Below are 16,861 nucleotides of genomic sequence, written 5' to 3'. Positions count from 1 at the left end.
TAAAACTATTGTTCGATCGGAATTTGCAATAATACGGAAAATGTCGCTTTATCTTCCTGCACTACAAAGCGATGTTTATCTCCATAGATTAAATGTAACCGCTGCCGGATATTACTTAAGCCTATACCATTCGAAAGTTCCTTGCGTCCTTCTCCCTTTTTATTTTTTATGGAGAAAAAGAAATGTTGGTCTTGTTCTAACAAGTTGATTTCCAGTGGATATTTAACATCCAACAAATCGCCATGCTTAAATGCATTTTCTACCAAGGTTATCAAAACTAACGGGATAATCTTGAGTTGCTTATTCTTCACCTGATCGTCATACTTAATATTCAGTCGACTATTGAGTCTTTTCTGGTTAATTTCAATAATGTTCTGCAAGTGTACAATCTCTTTTTCGAGCACCACCTTTCCTTCCTTATCTTCCTCTACGGTTAAAGCATAGCGCATAATATCAGACAACAACAATACAGCCTTGGCCAGATCTTCATCGAGTCGAATACTCTTTGAATAAATAAAACTTAAGGAATTGAATAAAAAATGAGGATTAATCTGATGTTTAAGAGCGCTCAATTCGGCCTGTGCCCTTTGCTTTTCTAAAACTATTTGCTGCCTTTTCCGATGCCACCACTCGATGGTTAAAGACGCGCCAATGCAAATGAGTATATCAAAAATGGAAAACACAATGAACCATAGCATAAACCATGCAAAGCTATCTTCCGGAATGAGCGTTTTGGAGTCTTGTATATGACGAACCGAATGCATGGAGTTGGTTTCCAAAGAATCAAAATATCCATAGCTAAATTTGATAAGGTAGAGGATAATAAAACAGAGGATTGGTTTTTTCCATTTTCCTTCGCGAATAACCGGAAGTATAATATAAAAAATTAGAAAAAAGTACGACAATACATTTTCTGTTATAAAAAGGATGGCATTTATAACAAAACCATAGCGTCTACCAAAGTAAAATACCGCCTCCTGCGGATTAGACACATAAGAAATAAAAAAAACAAAACAGTATAAAAATACACCAAACAGGGAAAGAACAGCAAAACGTTTCCACTGCTTGTGAATCAATATTTTAAGTTGCTGCATCATCCTTCCCTTAAAATTTCGTTTTAGAACGCAACACCGGTGCCCGCAAAAGCGCCAAAATCGCCCTTACTTGTTAAACCAAAATCGACACGGGTATACAATCGATATCTTGGAATAAGCTGTTGCCTAAAGCCAACACCATAGAATGCCTTAATGGAGGCTTTGTAATCTTTAAAGAAATTTTTTGCACCATCTCCCAAACCGGCGAAAATGGCATATCCAAAGCGACGGTCGGCGCTTGAAAAGTAAGATCGATACTCCGCTTGCACACTAAACACCTGCTCTGCGATATATAAATTTCGCCAAACGCCCCTAAATGCTCTATCGGCGGTTATATAAGGCAGCTGATAAAAAGGAGCTTCACCTCCCCACGTTGCGTTAAACATTCCTTGGAAAGCTAATACATCGCCTTGTACAAGCCAATCTACAGGTATAAATTTCCGATAATCAAATTTCAATTCCTGATACTGATAATCGCTGATAATTTCTTGATTAAACCAGTAATAATTAATCTCTAACCTACTTCCCTTTGTGGGAAATAGAACATCATTTCGCTTGTCCATGCGTAGGGTAGGACCGATACCAAAAAGCCAACCTCCTTGGCCGCCGTGAAAATTGGACGTGGGCTTTTCCTCAAAATCCAATTCATTATCTTTTCTCAATTTATAGTTAATTCCTACAAAGAACTGATCGGATAAAATCCTGCTCACCGATCCTTCTAACACAAAATTGTCCGAAACATAGGCCGTTTTATGACGATCGTTGCTTTCTCTTCCAATGCCGAAAAAATAGTTTTTTGCATTGTTTGTAAACAAGAAATTGTTCGTAAAATACCACTTTTCTTTATAGTAAGCTTCCATATAAGCGCCCACTGCCAATTGCTTTCCATTGAAGCCGTAACTGACAATTGGAGCAAAGATGGTTGGTTGTGAAAATCGGGAAGCATGACCGGTCTTTGGGTACCAAATCATCGTAGCGCCCGCACCTACAATAAAACCTGCTTCTCGCTTGAACCCAATGATGGGTTGTGGCAAAAATTTCAGCCTTTTCCCTTCATGGTTTTTAGAAGAAGACAAGCGATCATGTATTTCCTGTGAAGCTTCTATGTCTATGGGAACTGTTGTCCAACCTTGTTCTTTTTTTATGAGTATATTATTATCTTTAGTAAAACCTGGAGGAGTAAAAATATTTGATAGTTCTTGCTCCTTGTTTTTTTGAACGGGATTCCAAATGGATAGGCGACCGTCCACATCAACGCTAACTATATTTTCGCCGACACGATCGTAACCCAACCAAGTAATTTTTGATGAGCCTGTTTTGATTTCCCGAATTAAGGTATCTTGAAAATCGCGAATCTGTATGTTATTTTCTGCCGTTACACTTGCTATTTCTTGCTTGTTGGGATGGAAGATCAATAAGCGTTGCTTTTCTTTTTCCCAGTTAACGTTTACTTTGGTTAGCGACTCGTAATCTAATAACTGGATAAGCCGATTGTTTGTAAATCCAATCAACTTACCATCGTAACTGATACCGACCGCATTAATGTCGGATGCAATATTCCTAGTCGCAATCGCTTTCCATGTGTTTGTATCATACTTGGTCATTCTTGCATTAAAAGTTTTCACGGAATGAACAAATACGCATTCTTTTTTTACAGGGCTAAAAGCAGCCAATTTCGTTTTAAAAGGAAGCCGCGCAAGCTGGCGTATGATATCTCTACTTAGTGCGTAAATTGTGGTTTGTCCGTCATTCCCCGAGGCTACCAAAAACTGTCCGTCCGGCGAAAAGGTCAACAAACCGCCTACACCTCTTCCAGGCACCAATAATTCATTCACTATAGCCTTTGTACGCATGTCCTGAAATAAGATCCGGTCGGGTAGTTCGCTCACGGAAAGGGACAACGTAGGATTGACACGCTCTTGCAAGGTGATTGCCTTTTGGCCATGTACCGTAAAGACACTGATGAGTGCGAGTAGGAAACAAGCAATCTGTTTTATAACTTCTTTTTTTAAACTCAACGAAAAAATCATGTAAAATATGTTAATTCACAGCATGGAAACCGGACTAAAATAAAAGACATTTACCGAATTGCGAAATAGAATACACCAACTTAAGCACTAATTCTACCAACAGCTATTTATTCGGGACCAGTTTTGGATTTCTTATAAACAATACCCTTTATAAAACCGGCATAGTGTAGGGAAGAGAAAAGCATCTGATACCGGTTGCGCTGAAAATAGGGGCTCATATCGATGAGATTGCGTGCTTCAACTTGGCACAGATACCCAAAAAATTTATACATAAGTTTGAGCATTCCCTTTTTCCAGCCGTTTTTCTTATTCGGATCAAGATAAAAATCAGCATAAAGCCAGAGGCCTTCGCTTGCCAGTAATCTCGTCAAATGACCAAATACTTTTTCCGCTTTTGGTCGCAAAAAATTATCGAACAAAAAGGAAGTGATGATCACATCATAAGAATTTTGAAGTGCCTCAAAATCTTCAATGGCTTGCTCAACAAATACAACCTTGTTATTAGCACAATTACGATCTCGGGCCATTCGCAACATTTTTTCTGAAATTTCCACATAGGTTATCGTTAAACCTTCGGGATGTAACTTGGCCAGCGCCTCCAGTATCCATCCCGATCCACCTCCAACAATCAAAATACGACTATCCGCTGCAATGCTGTGTATCAGATCTAATTGAACGTTGACCTGCGCCCGCCCGAACACCAATCGGCTTAACCTATCATATAAGGGCGCAATATTATCATAGTTATTCTTCATCGTATTGTTACACAAATTGCATGGCAAATATTCCGCAAATTGCTTTCACCAGTAACAAACCGTCAATAACAATTAGGTAATAAAGTATCCGATGCCGCTTATGCATAGAATAAGCCACTACCAAAGATAAGGCGAAAGGGAAAATATTGATCACTAAAGGAATGAAGCTAAAATGCCTATAATAGCCGAAAATGACCATGGATAGGACACCTACGGATAGCAATGGAATTAATAGCTGAAAGATTGTATTTCGAAGACCAAATCTCACGACAAACGTTTTTAATTGCTTATTGGCATCCTCTGCATAATCTTTAATATCGAACATGATGGCATTTACCGTACAGAACATAAAGGTTTTAACAAAAAGCCATAGCACAAGAAAGGGATCGACCGAATTTAGCGGGTGCTGTATTTTCAACATAATAATAGGAAAAAGGTTGACGCAACATGCCCAGACGAATCCGATGATAAAGGCCTTCAATAAACCCGAATTTCGAATATTCAGCGCCATAAATGATCGGGGTAAAAGTCCGTAATATAAAATAATTGCAACGAGTACAATAATAAGAATCAACCAATAAATCCAATGTAGGGAGCTCAACGACTGTATGTTTTGCCAAATCAGCCCTAAAGCAAGCAGTAGGCTGATCAAAATGGAAAATCCTAAGTTTCCTTTAGCAAATCGGATATTTTGTTGATACCATTGGGTGCGCGGATTGTTATGTCTACTGCTTACTGTTACATTGATATAAGCATATGTATAGTATGCCATCGTTGCAAAAAACAAAAGCAGATAATAAGCTGTATTATTAAAAGGAATGGCAAGTTGAACGGCGGTTTCCAGCGATAAGGCGATGGCCAGAATACCGACAAAAATGTTTCCAAAAAACACAAATTTAATAAAGCGATCTATCATGCCCTCAACGGATATGGAAGCTAAAATACAGTTTTTGTATCTGATTGACCGGAGTTTTTTTCATCATACTTTTGCGGAAATTTAATCGGATGACTTGCATATTAACTTAGCTTATTAGTATATTGCTTTAAGTGTTAGCGCTTGAGTTTAAATTTAATTTTATGAAGACGCTTTTAGTACTAACGGATTTTTCTGACGCAGCCACACATGCTGCGAAATACGCTGCTATCTTAGCGAAGCAGTTGAAAATCGCACGTATATTATTATTCAATAAGTTGCCGAGTATTACATCAATTCCCAGCAGTCCGTTGGTAGTAAATAAAACACACGAAACCAAAGAGGAATCGATGACGCATTTAAAGCGATTGGTTAATGAACTGAAATTTTTAAAACATACGGACACCGAATTGACCTACTTAGCAAAAGAAGGTGATTTGGATGAGCTTACCAATGATTTAATCAACAAATATCAGGTGGACTACGTGGTGATGGGTTTAACCGGTAAAAGTAAACTTGAGCAAACCCTAATAGGAAGCAATACCATAAAGATCGCTAAAACTGTCAACCGGCCCCTATTAATTGTGCCCGAGTCTGCAAAGCTTACACCTATCACTAAAATCGCATCGGTGATCGATCTGCAAGATCCTAAACAGGCGCAAACAATAACCAATTTATTGAATCCTTTGCATTTCCATAACCACCTCGAACTCTACGTGCTCAGTCATGAAAGCGAAGGCATACCGCTACAAACCTTGCACAATCATAATTTTACCGCTGTAAAGGAAAAAATTAGTCGATACAATCCCAAGTACTATGCCATCAGCGAAATTGATATTGTAAGGGAAATATTGGAGTTCTCCAAGTCGCATGACATCTCGTTAATCGTCCATATTGAGAAGAAAAGAAACTTTTTTGAAAGCCTCTTCTTAACAGACATTACCGAGCGGATGGCTTATGTAACCCATATACCATTACTTTTAGCAAAGCAGGCGTGAATTAGGCTTTAGGCTTTTAGGCATTAGGCATTAGGCTATAAGCAGTAAGCTTTATAGTAAGCCTTAAGGTATAAGCTATAAGCAGTAAGCTTTAAGCCCACAAAAGCCCATCATCACATCAGCTAACCGACCGTAGGGAGCTCATGAATGCCTTTAAAGTGAACACGAATGAATAATTATCACATTGGCTAATTGGCTCATCATCACATTGGCTAATAAACTACTTTTCTACTCAACCACTCAACTATTTCCCTAATAAAAAAATAATTGAAGCCATAGGGGTAGATGAAGGAACGGTTGTCATAGTAGCAAAGAAGGGAAGCGGAATGAGGAAGGTTATCGGTATTTCATAAAAAAATAGAGGAAGAAAATGATAAACGTGCTAGGATACGCGCAAGAATTGTATATGACAGCGAGTTTATCTAAGTTTGACTTGATATAGCTTATATGCTAACACAATTAAATATGCAGAGCGACAACGTCACGCTTAACCTGTTGCAACAGGGGAATGAAGAAATTTTCGAAAATGTTTTTAAACAGCACTTCAATAGTCTACATGCTTACGCTTTTACAATTTTAAAAGATGCCGTTGCAGCAGAGGAGATCGTACAATCACTTTTTTTAAAACTCTGGGAAAAAAGAGAGAATCTGGACATACGAAGCTCACTAAAATCGTACCTATATCGAGCTACTTACAATGATTGCATGAACACCATTAAGCATTGGCAGGTAAAACAAAGACACCAAGATCATATTACTTATGTAAATGATTTCACCTACGAACATACTGCTAATCAGCTGCATGAAAACGAACTAAAAAGGGAACTTCAAAAGGCCTTAAACGTATTACCGGAAAAATGTCGAACAGTTTTTCAGATGAGTCGCTTTGAGGAGTTAAAGTATCAGGAGATCGCAGACAGACTAGAGATATCGATTAAGACCGTGGAGAATCAAATGGGAAAGGCACTGAAAATATTACGGACGGAATTGGCTGATTATTTGCCGCTTATGGTTTATTGTTTACTAAAATTATTTCTCGGGCAATGAAAGATGAATTACTTATAAAATTCCTTCTTAAGGAAGCATCTCCTGAGGAAGATCAAGATGTACAAGCTTGGCTTGCAGAGGACCAGGCCAACCGGAAAAAGTTTGAACAATTCAAATTGATTTGGGATACCAGCAAGCAGCTTGCGTTGCAGCAACCTATGGACGAAGATATAGCATGGAAAAGGTTTCAACTGCTGAGAGATCAACGCTTTGAAAGACCCCCAGAAGATGTCGACGAGGGCGATTCAATACCACATCTTCAAGAATATCAAGGTAAGGGTACGGGATGGTTAAGGGTAGCGGCAAGCATCCTAGCGGTTATGGGTTTAATGACAGGTATTTACCTTTACATTATAGCACCAAAGCATCCGTATTTGCATAGCATTGAGGTGACGGCTAATGAAACGCCCCTAACCGATACTTTACCGGACGGAACCGTTGTAACACTTAACAGTCATGCTAAACTCAGCTATACCGAAGATTTATTTAACGGCCAACGCAAAGTATATATGTCGGGGGAGGCTTTTTTTGATGTGGCCAGCGACAAGAAACGCCCTTTCAATGTAGCCGTAAAAGATTTGACGATCAACGTACTGGGCACTTCGTTTAATGTAAAAAGCAACAGAAAATTGACGGAGGTTATTGTGGAGACCGGAGCTGTTCAAGTAAGTCGAGAAGATGTAATTATCAAATTAAAGCCAGACGAAAAAGCCATTGCAATGGTAGAACAAAAGGGCCTTAAACAGGAAAAGCAACACGATAAACTGTATGACTACTACAGAAGTAGGATGTTTAAATTAGACGGGACCCCTTTGTGGCGATTTGTAGAAGTACTCAACGAAGTTTATCAAGTGCGGATTGTACCGGAGAATATAGCCACAGGCAATTTGCCAATAACTACTACCTTTGACAATGATTCTTTACCCGGCATCTTGCATACGTTATGTAAAACATTACGATTGGAAATGGAAAAAAATGGTAAAACAATTATATTAAAAAAAGAAACGTTATAATATAACATAATCGCTATCCCCTTGGAGAACCAATTATTGCATTCTTGTAAAAGCCTGCTATTGACATTCGTATTGTCTTTAGCGGGTTTCACCGCTTTTAGTCAAAACTATCTTTTTAAGCCGGTTAAACTTCATGTGAGCCAACAAAAACTTGTAACCGTACTGGAAGATATCGGAAGGCAAGGTGGCTTTCATTTTTCTTATAGCAGCGGCATTATCCGAAGTGACAGTTTGGTTAGCATCCAGCATTTCAATGGCGACGTAAAGACGGCACTCAATACATTACTGGGTGATAGTTACGAATATCAAGAGAGTCCGAATCATTTAATTATCCGTCCGGCTCCATTTCGTTTAACGCTCATGCCTGAAGAATTGGGCGAAGGAAAAAAAATATATACCATTAAAGGCTATGTAGTGGATGAAAAAACCGGAGCAGGAATCCATAATGCCAGCGTTTATGAAAAACGGCTACTCGTGGGAACGATGACCGATAGAAAGGGTTATTTTAAATTAAAGCTGAAAACCAAGGACGGAAATCCCATGATTTTAACGGTTAGCAAAGAACTTTACAAAGATACCACCACCGTTTTCTTGCCTACCGTCAACCTAGGAAAAAACATCAATAGTAGTGGGCATTATGGATATATGGGAGATGGGGAAGAATCTGTCTCCAATACCGCGCTCGCTCGTTTATTTTTAAGTTCTAAACAAAAGCTAAATGCATTAAATCTGGGAAACTTTTTCGCCTATACCCCCGTACAGGTTTCGCTAACTCCCGGCTTAAGCTCACATGGCATGATGAGTGGTCAGGTCGTCAACAAGTTCTCGGCTAATCTCATTGGTGGTTACACCGCGGGAGTCAATGGCGTAGAGTTGGCTGGAATATTCAATATCGATCGCTATCACGTGAAATATGTTCAGGCGGCGGGTGCTGTCAATATGGTAGGGGGTAATATGTCGGGGGTTCAACTCTCCGGAATTTATAATACGGTTATTGATAGCTTAAAGGGTTTTCAAGCCGCCGGCGTCTTTAACTTTGTTAAAAAACATGCAAATGGCGTTCAATTGGCCGGCATAATGAACTATGCTGAGGAACTAAGGGGCGTACAAATTGCCGGAATTCTCAATAGGACGAAAACGAACCACGGCTTACAATTTGGTTTAATAAATATGGCTGATACCTCTTCGGGAATCAGCATTGGATTGGTTAATATTTCAAAAAACGGAATGAAACGACTGAGTGTATCAAGTAATGAGGTCCTGTATACCAATCTGGCATTTAAAAGTGGAAACGCAAATTTATACAGCATTCTTTCTGCGGGCTACGGAAGCTGGAATGGTGAGCAAACTTTTGCTACGGGCTTCGGATTGGGGCATGAGTTTAGAAGAAGAAATCAAGATAATTATTTTGCGGTAGAACTTTTGAGCCAGCAATTACACCGATCAGTCTATGAAAACGTGAGCAGTTGGACTAAGATGAATATCCTTTACAATTATTCTTTAGGTCAAAAAACAAAATTGTACGTTGCGCCAACGATTAATTTCCTTAGCAAGAATAAACAGGTTATTGAAAACGCACAAGACATTCCTTCGGCCGGATATCCATACCTTCTAAACAAAGAACGCTTTAAATGGTGGGTAGGACTTGAATTGGGTGTTGCTTTTTTCTAAAAAGAATAGGGGGGAAGTCTAGCTAGCTTGTCATTAGTTAAACGAAGATAATGACAAGATTTATGGAAAGAAAACTATTTAGCTACAAACAGACCCTGCTGGCACTTACTTTATTAATAGTAGGATCTTTTAACCTCTCTGCTCAAGAAGATAGCCCTGCTCACGTAGGCATCATATATCCATTAAGTACCCATGGTGGCAAAGCAGCCAATTATAGCAACACCATTAGCTTACATGCTATAGCAGGTCTATCTGGTGGAGAGAAAGCGTTCGCATTATATGGTGTTGCCGGAATTGTTAAGGGCAATGCTTCCGGATTGCAAGCTTCCGGTGTATTCAACCAGGTTTCCGGCACGCTCCATGGCGTACAGTTAGCCGGTGCCGTCAATTTAGCAGGCGATGCAGCTAAGGGTTATCAATTTGCGGGCTTGTTCAACCAAAGTAGGGGAAATGTTCATCTACAATTGGGCGGTGTGCTCAATACAGCGATTTCTACCAAGGGCTTGCAAGCAAGTGGTGTAAGCAACAGGAGCAAGCAAATGGATGGTGTGCAGATGGCAGGACTTTACAATCAGGCTGACAACGTAAAGGGTGTCCAAATAGCTGGGGTCATCAACAAAGCAAAAAACGTAAGGGGCATACAATTCGGGGTGCTGAATATCGCGGATAGCAGCGATTATACCCTCGGCTTGGTGAATATCGTGAAAAATGGGGAAAAGAGTATCCGCATTGGAACAGATGAAGATCTGTCGACTTTTGCCAGCTTCCGCTCCGGTGGCCAAATTTTATATGGAATCCTCGGAATTGGGTTCAATCCGCAATATGAGGCCATTCGCTACGGCGTAGAAGGAGGTATCGGTGCGAATCTGTTAAATCGAACCAACTTTAGGCTAGCTGCTGAAATCTCATCCATCACGCTAACTGATTTTGATGGCAATTACTTTAATAAAAATGGTTTACGTATTCTACCTTCCATCAAAATAGGACCTAATATATATCTATATGGCGGTCCATCGATTAATTACATCAATACTGATAATGAGGATGGCAAAAAGCTGGTTAAAATGAAAATTTGGGACAAGCAGAACAGCAAAGATTATCAAGCGCTGAATGTAGGCTTTACCGCAGGTCTACAGCTGGTACTGTAAATCGTTTTCCTTTTGGTGGTATGGCCGGCCTGCTTTTTCGCTTCCGGCCATACCATATAATAAAGCCTGTGACCGGTAAAGAAGCGGCAATTAGGCTAGCGATAAAAGCGAGGATTTTCCCGGGTAAACCTAAAATGGCGCCTACATGAATATCGTAATTCATAGCAATAAGCTTCTCACCATTGTTTTTCTCTGCGTAATTACGACGATAAAGTCTTTTCCCTGTATACTGATCTAGTTGTATTTCGTCTGTGTTATAATAGAGCTCTGCGCCTCGATAACCAGCTGCATAGATTACACCTTCTTTGCCGAAAGCCGGTGATAAACCAATACGATCATACCCTTTATCAAATTCCTTATTGGCCGTAGCGAATGCAACATCCAATGGGGAAAGTACGGCGACTGCTGTGGTATCCGACTGTTTCGTAACAAAGGGCGGTGGTGTGGTTGATTGCGAAGCGGTTACATAAACCGCCGTTTCGAACCACTTCATGGCCCAAACCATTCCTGTTAATGCCAAAATCAGTGTAATTAGCAAGGCATAAAAACCGGGCACATTATGTAAATCGTAATTCAGGCGCTTAAATCCTGCTTTCCATTTGATCTTGAAGCTCTTATTGACATTCGATTTTTTTAGATTTTTAGGCCACCATAATACTAAACCTGTTATTAAAAGAATGACGAATAGGAGTGTAGCATATCCTACGATTGGCTGACCATAGGGTGTATTCAGCAGCAAACTCCAATGGATATATTTCACAATGGTAAAAAATTCCCTGGTGTAATCAATACGACCGGTAATCTCACCGGTGTAGGGATTGATAAATACGGATTCGTAACAGTTAATGGCGCCGAAAAAGGTGAGGGCTTGTTGGTTGCCCGCCTCATAACACATGAACTCCCATGCTTTCTCCGGTGCGCGATAGCTTGTGATATAGGTTGCCGACTTGCCCAGCGCTTTGTCAGCAGTTGCTTGTAAACTACTTAAGGGCAGCACCTTTGCGTTTTCCGGCACTTCAACATAAAACTTGTCGCGATGAATCAGGTTGCTAATTTCATGTTGGAAGACAAAAAGACAACCCGTAATGGCTACAATAAAAACAATGATGCCTGAAATCAAACCGAGCCATAAATGCAGAAATGCAGCGATTTTTTTGATCGCTCCTTTTTTCTTCTTTGCTTTCGTCTTACCATGTGCCATTAACCCGATATTTAGAATTTATACGTTAAATTAGCCAAAAAGCTTCTCGGCATCTGCGGTTCGATCGTTGTCCACCCTTTAAAGTATTCCTTATCAGTCAAGTTATCCATCTTTAATCCGATCCTAAATTTAGGATGATCATAAAAAACAGAGGCATTCAACACCGTATATCCCGGCAAAGTAAAAGTACCGGTCAGCAAATCGTTGGTAATAATATTCTCGCTGGCAGAATTGCCGCCGAAACCTAAACCAATCCCTTTAATTGCTCCTTGATGAAAACGATAACTAACCCAGTAATTAAGCAAATGTTTGGGGCCTGCCGAAACAGGTCGGCGATCATTAACATTCACATCGGCATTGGTAATTTTACTGGTATTATTACTATAGCCGAAAATAATATTCAAGCCCTCTACCGGACGTGCAGTTAAGTCCAATTCAAAGCCTCGTGACAACTGTGTACCATTCTGAACGGTGATGTTGTATGTAGTGTCATCTCTGATGATTGATTCAGTTCGCGTAATATTTTTAACGGATATATCATAGTAACTGGCAGTAAAGCTCAATCGATTATCCAGTACATCCAATTTAACGCCGCCTTCCCATTGATTAGCTTGCTGCGGTTTAAACGTATTGGGTATATCCGGGAGCGGTTGCGTAACCGGAGCCACATTCCGAAAGCCATTCATATAATTGGCAAAAATCGATATTTGGTTAGGGATCACTTGGTACACGACACCAAATTTCGGTGAAACAGCCGTCTGTCCATAGTCGCCCGTTACCACACCTGTATTTAAGTTCTCCGTTCCACCGCTCTGAAAGCGATCGACGCGCACACTCGCCATGGCGATCAACTGATCGGTTATATTAAGTACGTTAGACAAGTAAGCTCCGTATACATTACTGCTGGCGCGATTGTAGGTATAAGAACCGGTACTGGCGGCCAGTCGCTCATCAATTGCCTCCTTATTGTAATTGTAGTAATTTGGATCATCAATACTCGAATTCAGTCGATCAAAAACAATATAAGGAGCATTATTATTTTTATTCACCTGTCTTAGGTAGTCTAAACCAAAAACCAAACGATTCCGTAAACCACCAATCTTAAAGTCGCCCGTAAAATTCTGCTGAATATTAATCACTTCACTTACTGCGTTTTGTTTGGTAACATAACGGCTCAATATCGTGTCGTTTGCAATGGTGCCTAACCGTTCATTATCAACATCCGTATACATCACATACTGATAATAACCATCGGTTTTTCTTCGGTTATAATTGACTTGGGTTCTAGATGTCCATTGATCGGATATCTTATACAAAGCTTGTCCTCTTAGATTAATTGTAGGGGTTTTAAACGTTACATCATCATGTGTATATGACCGATTATAATCAAATTGTAATTCGTCCGGTGTATTTGCATGGAGAGGTCGTGTTCTATTCAGAAAAATCATTAGCGGGTTTGTTCCTTCATAATGATATAATTCAGCATCTAAGTTCAAAGTCAATCGACTAGTAGCTCGATATTCCAGTGAAGGTGCGATGAAAAATGATTTCCTGAACCCCGCATCCTGAAAACTGTTTTGCTTATGATATGCCGCATTTACACGTCCTAATAGATTCTTTTTTTGATTGAGCGGACCGTACAAATCTAAGGTTGCCCGATGTTGAGCATAATTGCCTATGGTGTAAGAAACTTCTCCACCTACCGTATCCAAGGGTCTTTTAGTAACGATATTGATCAGACCTCCAAAATTAACCAGTGCTCCACCATATAACGTGCCCGACGGCCCTTTGACCACCTCTATTTGCTCGATATTAGCGGGGTCTAAATCGCCATTGGTCAGTGCAGCAACTCCATTAATCAAATTTGGCTGTGTAGAAAAGCCCCTTAAGGTGAAGTACGCGGCCCCATCGCCGCTTCTACCGGTCGAACTCCATAGCTTATCTAATCCTGAGCTATTTTTTAACGCATCGTTAAAGTTTGTGACTATTTGATCTCTCAGCACTTCTTTGGTAATCGTCGTATAAACTTGGGGGTTTTCGAGGTTATTAAGCGGTAGTTTGGAGACAAAATTGCTTTTTCTTCTCGTATACGGATTAGCGCCTACACCATTAACCACCACCTCGCTGAGCGTGGCGGCACTTTCTGTTAAGATGATCGTCTGTACATCCACTTCAAGGTCGTCCACCTTAATTTGCAACTCTTGGGTATTCAATCCTAAGGCCGTTACGCGAAGTGTGTAAGAGCCGAAAGGGACTTGCTTGATCTCATAGTGTCCATCAACATCGGTCGATGCGCCACGATTTAAACCTTTTAAGGTAACGGAAACGCCTTCAGCACCTTTACCGTCAGCGGTCAACACCACCCCCTTTAGGTTAGCAATCTGTTGTGCTTGAATAATTGATGGTAGAAATAAGGATTGAATAGTGACAAATAAAACAGTTAGGTAGGAGAGCGGTCTCATTCTTATTTGGACTTTATCTAAATTTCTGCAAAGAAAAGAACTAAAACCTGAAAATACAATTCTTATTAAAAATTATTCTAAAGAAGAGTTGGGGAGGGGGAAGTGGAGTAGTTAAGTAGTGGAGTAGGGAAGTAGTTTATTAGTCAATGGGATAATTATTCATTCGTGTTCACTTTAAAGGCATTCATGAGCTCCCTACGGTCGGTTAGCTGATGTGATGATTAGCCAATTAGCCAATGAATGATTAGCCGATGTGATGATTAGCCAATTAGCCAATGGGATGATTAGCCGATGTGATGATTAGCCAATTAGCCAATGGGATGATTAGCTAACGTTATCATGGGCTGATTGCTGATTTCCGATAGCTTAAAGCTTACTGCTTATAGCTTATACCTTAAAACTTACTATAAAGCTTACTGCTTATAGCCTAAAACCTAATGCCTAATGCCTAACACCTAAAACCTAATGACTAAACCGTCATAGCAATTTCACAATAAATGTTTAAACATTAATTTAATATTAAAGTATTTATCTTTGATTCATCAAGACAGAAATGTATTAAAAATTTAAAAATATGGCAACAACATGGGTAGTAGATCCTGTACATTCGGATGTACAGTTCAAGATCAAACATTTGGTAATCTCCACCGTTACCGGTGCGTTTAATCAATTTGACGGTCAAGCGACAGCAACAGATGGTTTTGAAGAGGTAACAGCGAATTTTAGAATTGATGTAAAAAGCATAGACACTAAAAATGCTGATCGCGATAACCATTTAAGAACCGGTGATTTTTTTGATGCAGATAGCCATCCTGAAATTTCGTTTAACTCCACTTCTTGGAGAAAGATTGGGGATGATGAATTTGAATTAATGGGTGACTTAACGATGAAAGGAATAACTAAACCTGTTACGCTTAAAGCTGAATTTGGCGGGATTGAAAAAGATGCTTACGGCAATACCAAAGCGGGCTTTGAAATTACCGGAAAAATTATCCGTAAGGACTTCGGTCTTACTTACAATGCACTAACTGAAACAGGAGGCCTTGCTCTTGGTGAAGACATCAAATTAGTGAGCAATATACAGCTTGCAAAACAAGCATAATTGTTGACGGTAAAACAATGTAAGAAAGTGTTTAAAAGGTAGTTAACACCTAAAAAAAGTGTCATTGCGAGCGGTCAGTTTTTTAACAAAAACAAAGGAGCCCAAAGGACGATTTAGTTATATCCTCGCTCTGTAGGACTCGAAGGTCATTGCGAGGAACGATGGTGATGGACTTTTTAGACACTTTTTTTATATTATTAAACATTTCCCCATTCCATACTTAAGATGGGATAGGGTTTTCCTGCATCATCTACAGCGGTACGGCCGACAACCACAAAACCCATATGCTTGTAAAAGCCGACCGCTTGCTGATTCTGCTCATTGACATCAACGGTTCTTGCATCCTTTTCATCCAAGGCATACTGCACTAATTTTTTACCTATTCCGATCCCGCGTTTGGTTGCATCTATAAATAGCATTTGGATGGCTTGGCCGGAGATCCCAATGAAGCCGGTTAGTATGCCATCTTGCCTGATGTGACCGTATAAATCTACTGAGTCGAGGTATTTATTATAAATCAGTTCTTTATAATACAAAATATCTTCTTCTTTAAGAAAATGATGAGTCGCTCTTACCGCACTTTCCCAAATCTCCATGACACGTTCATAGTCGTGCCGGGTTAAACTTTTAATCATCGCTATTGGCTAAATTTCAAAGATAAACTTTTACTTATCTTAAATGACTTTTTTCTATACTTGTCAATCTTTTTCTAGAATTAGGTTCTCGAACTCACATGAATAGAATCGACAGACTTTTTGGTATTGTAACGTTACTTCAGTCACGCAGATATGTCGGAGTAGAGGCGATCGCGGAAAAATTTGAAATTAGCACCCGAACAGTTTACCGAGATATCCGAGCAATTAATGAGCAAGGTATTCCTATCAGTTTTGAAGCGAACAAAGGTTATTATATTGTTCAAGGCTACTTTCTGCCACCGATATCTTTCACAAATGACGAAGCCAATGCACTGATCCTTATGGAACGTTTTCTAGCGGGTTTCGCTGATCGTTCTATACAAAAACACTATACCGCAGCATTAAACAAAGTCAAAAATGTAATGCGAGGTCAACAAAAAGAGCAATTGGAGTTCCTGAACGAGCATATTAAATTACAAATTCCATCCCGCCTCCAAAATGATTTTGAATATTTATCCACCATTCAGCATGCCATCACCAATAAATCAATCTTGCGTATCGATTATGAAAAGGAAAATGGTGAGCGAAGTTGTCGTGAAGTGGAAGCAATCGGACTTATTTTTTACGCCTTTAGCTGGCATCTCATCGCTTGGTGCCACCTTCGCCATGAGTATCGCGACTTCAGGGTATCAAGAATTAAAAAGTTGTTTGATCTAAAATGTCCTTTCAGAAAATCAGATCACATGCCAGTGGCTGACTTTATGAAGAAGCTACCTGTGGATTATTAGCTAA

Annotated in this window: 14 protein-coding genes; 7 read left to right on the top strand and 7 right to left on the bottom strand. The window is 39.8% G+C overall.

All coding sequences use genetic code 11. The annotated features are described in order from the left end of the window. Positions 1–5 precede the first annotated feature (5 nt). From FKG96_RS14835 to FKG96_RS14820, 4 genes are all read right to left on the bottom strand, one after another. Positions 6–1,097 carry a sensor histidine kinase gene (locus tag FKG96_RS14835; protein ID WP_130857754.1) on the bottom strand — a complete coding sequence of 364 codons (1,092 nt, stop codon included), beginning with the start codon at positions 1,095–1,097 and terminating at the stop codon, positions 6–8. 20 nt (positions 1,098–1,117) lie between these two features. After that, entirely contained in the window at positions 1,118–3,124 is a 2,007-nt protein-coding gene (locus FKG96_RS14830) for a BamA/TamA family outer membrane protein (protein ID WP_130857755.1), read from the bottom strand. A 107-nt stretch (positions 3,125–3,231) separates the two neighbouring features. Further along, a complete protein-coding gene (locus tag FKG96_RS14825) occupies positions 3,232–3,879 on the bottom strand; it encodes a class I SAM-dependent methyltransferase (protein WP_130857756.1) in 648 nt (215 codons plus the stop codon). A 7-nt stretch (positions 3,880–3,886) separates the two neighbouring features. After that, entirely contained in the window at positions 3,887–4,795 is a 909-nt protein-coding gene (locus FKG96_RS14820) for a UbiA family prenyltransferase (RefSeq protein ID WP_013666662.1), read from the bottom strand. A 161-nt stretch (positions 4,796–4,956) separates the two neighbouring features. Between FKG96_RS14820 and FKG96_RS14815 the strand changes: the two genes are divergently transcribed. From FKG96_RS14815 to FKG96_RS14795, 5 genes are all read left to right on the top strand, one after another. Next, positions 4,957–5,790, top strand: coding sequence for a universal stress protein (locus FKG96_RS14815; RefSeq protein ID WP_013666661.1), 834 nt, complete (start codon positions 4,957–4,959; stop codon positions 5,788–5,790). A gap of 447 nt (positions 5,791–6,237) precedes the next feature. Further along, positions 6,238–6,837, top strand: coding sequence for an RNA polymerase sigma-70 factor (locus FKG96_RS14810; RefSeq protein WP_198140273.1), 600 nt, complete (start codon positions 6,238–6,240; stop codon positions 6,835–6,837). Continuing rightward, positions 6,834–7,850 carry a FecR domain-containing protein gene (locus tag FKG96_RS14805; RefSeq protein WP_130857757.1) on the top strand — a complete coding sequence of 339 codons (1,017 nt, stop codon included), beginning with the start codon at positions 6,834–6,836 and terminating at the stop codon, positions 7,848–7,850. Before FKG96_RS14810 ends, FKG96_RS14805 begins: the two co-directional genes overlap by 4 nt. 60 nt (positions 7,851–7,910) lie before the next feature. Beyond that, positions 7,911–9,521 carry an LA_2272 family surface repeat-containing protein gene (locus tag FKG96_RS14800; RefSeq protein ID WP_130857758.1) on the top strand — a complete coding sequence of 537 codons (1,611 nt, stop codon included), beginning with the start codon at positions 7,911–7,913 and terminating at the stop codon, positions 9,519–9,521. Positions 9,522–9,583: 62 nt separating this feature from the next. Next, positions 9,584–10,669 (top strand): hypothetical protein, encoded by a 1,086-nt coding sequence (locus tag FKG96_RS14795; protein ID WP_130857759.1) that lies wholly within the window; start codon positions 9,584–9,586, stop codon positions 10,667–10,669. On the opposite strand, the gene FKG96_RS14790 is transcribed toward FKG96_RS14795, so the two are convergent. Continuing rightward, entirely contained in the window at positions 10,641–11,870 is a 1,230-nt protein-coding gene (locus FKG96_RS14790; protein ID WP_149105700.1) for a PepSY domain-containing protein, read from the bottom strand. The two genes, FKG96_RS14795 and FKG96_RS14790, sit on opposite strands and share 29 nt — an antisense overlap. Positions 11,871–11,881: 11 nt before the next feature. Further along, the gene (locus FKG96_RS14785) at positions 11,882–14,332 is read right to left on the bottom strand and encodes a TonB-dependent receptor (RefSeq protein ID WP_130857761.1); all 2,451 of its coding nucleotides are present in this window, start codon (positions 14,330–14,332) and stop codon (positions 11,882–11,884) included. A gap of 574 nt (positions 14,333–14,906) precedes the next feature. Here FKG96_RS14785 and FKG96_RS14780 point away from each other — a divergent pair. Continuing rightward, positions 14,907–15,434 (top strand): YceI family protein, encoded by a 528-nt coding sequence (locus tag FKG96_RS14780; protein ID WP_130857762.1) that lies wholly within the window; start codon positions 14,907–14,909, stop codon positions 15,432–15,434. A gap of 197 nt (positions 15,435–15,631) precedes the next feature. Here the strand turns inward: FKG96_RS14780 and FKG96_RS14775 are convergent, their stop codons facing one another. Then, entirely contained in the window at positions 15,632–16,069 is a 438-nt protein-coding gene (locus FKG96_RS14775) for an acetyltransferase (protein ID WP_130857763.1), read from the bottom strand. Positions 16,070–16,167: 98 nt separating this feature from the next. Here FKG96_RS14775 and FKG96_RS14770 point away from each other — a divergent pair, with 98 nt between their 5' ends. Next, on the top strand, positions 16,168–16,857 hold the full coding sequence (locus FKG96_RS14770) for a YafY family protein (protein WP_130857764.1): 690 nt from the start codon (positions 16,168–16,170) through the stop codon (positions 16,855–16,857). Positions 16,858–16,861 lie beyond the last annotated feature (4 nt).

This window comes from Olivibacter sp. LS-1 (assembly GCF_008245145.1).
GTDB classification, from domain to species: domain Bacteria; phylum Bacteroidota; class Bacteroidia; order Sphingobacteriales; family Sphingobacteriaceae; genus Olivibacter; species Olivibacter oleidegradans.
Note: the sequence above shows the minus strand (reverse complement) of the source record. Positions and strands in the feature narration are given on the sequence as shown.